The sequence below is a fragment of the Mesorhizobium sp. M7A.F.Ca.CA.001.08.2.1 genome (assembly GCF_003998455.1).
Classification (GTDB): Bacteria; Pseudomonadota; Alphaproteobacteria; order Rhizobiales; family Rhizobiaceae; genus Mesorhizobium; species Mesorhizobium ciceri.
Genome location: NZ_RZPW01001144.1, coordinates 1 through 1,352 on the forward strand (window position 1 = coordinate 1; position 1,352 = coordinate 1,352).

Annotated in this window: 2 protein-coding genes; one reads left to right on the top strand and one right to left on the bottom strand. The window is 62.0% G+C overall.

The features are described from left to right. Positions 1-61 precede the first annotated feature (61 nt). Positions 62-745: a response regulator transcription factor gene (locus tag EN914_RS35625; protein ID WP_013528898.1), complete on the bottom strand. Its 684-nt coding sequence runs from the start codon at positions 743-745 to the stop codon at positions 62-64. A gap of 144 nt (positions 746-889) precedes the next feature. Between EN914_RS35625 and EN914_RS35630 the strand changes: the two genes are divergently transcribed. Beyond that, on the top strand, positions 890-1,352 hold a 463-nt coding region (locus EN914_RS35630), incomplete at its 3' end, for a L,D-transpeptidase (RefSeq protein WP_245497933.1).

Consider the following 1,352-nt stretch of genomic DNA (forward strand, 5'->3'; position numbering starts at 1 on the left):
CTTCAACTGGATCGTACCCGAAAGCGGCCCCGCCCGGCCGCTCATTGGATAATGAAAATGTTTAAGGAACCAGCTTGTAGCCGCCGCTTTCTGTCACAAGAATTTCCGCATTGGAAGGATCGCGCTCGATCTTCTGGCGCAGCCGGTAGACATGGGTTTCCAGCGTGTGCGTGGTGACGCCGGAATTGTAGCCCCACACCTCCTCGAGCAGCACGTCGCGCGTCACCACCTTCTGGTCGGCGCGATAGAGATATTTGATGATCGAGGCCTCCTTCTCCGTCAGCCGCACCTTGCCGCCGCGCGGGTCGAGCAGCAGTTTCTGGCTGGGCTTGAAAGTATAGGGCCCGACCGAGAAGGTGGCATCCTCGCTCTGCTCATGCTGGCGCAACTGCGCCCGAATGCGCGCCAGCAGCACGGCGAAGCGGAACGGCTTCGTCACATAGTCGTTGGCGCCGGCCTCGAGACCAAGAATCGTATCCGAATCGGTGTCGTGACCGGTCAGCATGATGATGGGCGCCTTGTAGCCGCCCTTGCGCAGGATCTTCACCGCTTCGCGGCCATCCATGTCGGGCAGCCCGACATCCATGATGAGCAGATCGATGAGGCCGCCGCGCGCTGCGGCGACACCTTTTGCCGCAGTCGATTCCTGCAGCACGTCGAATTCCTCGTAAAGGGATAATTGCTCGACCAGCGTGCCGCGCAGGTCATCATCGTCGTCGACGATCAGTATGGTGCGTGAAGTCATGGATCAATCCGTTGTTTTGAAAAGAAAATTCAGTTGACCGCTGCCTGTTTATGCGGAAGCTGACCGGCGTAACAGCCGTTCACAGTGATTTGTTCCGTGGCACGATCATACAAGAAAAAACACGATCGCAATGCAGCCGGCGCAATTTTGCGAAAAGGGCTGCGTGTGCTGACCGTGCGGGCGAGGCCTGGGCATCCAAGCCAGGGCCTGCTGCAGGCCGGGAAAACGGTGTTTGCCTGTGCGCTGGGGCGCGGTGGCATCTCGGCCGACAAGCGCGAAGGCGATGGCGCCACGCCGCTGGCCGCGATGCGGATCCTGTCGGGGTATTTCCGGGGGGATCAGTTCTCCAGCGGCCGCAGGACCCGGCTGGCGATGACGCCGATCGGGCCCGATCTGGGCTGGTGCGAAGTGCCTGACGACCGCAACTACAACAGGCCGGTCAGGATTCCCTATGGCGCCAGCCACGAACGCATGCGGCGCGACGACAGGCTCTACGACGCCTGCCTGGTGCTCGACTGGAACCTGTCGCCGCGCCGGCGCGGACGCGGCAGCGCCATCTTCTTCCATCTGGCGCGCCCCGGCTTCACGCCGACGCAAGGCTGTGTGG

Excerpts from the sequence above, each read along its gene's own strand:
- EN914_RS35625 (WP_013528898.1), bottom strand. The coding sequence starts at position 745 with ATGACTTCACGCACCATACTGATCGTCGACGACGATGATGACCTGCGC.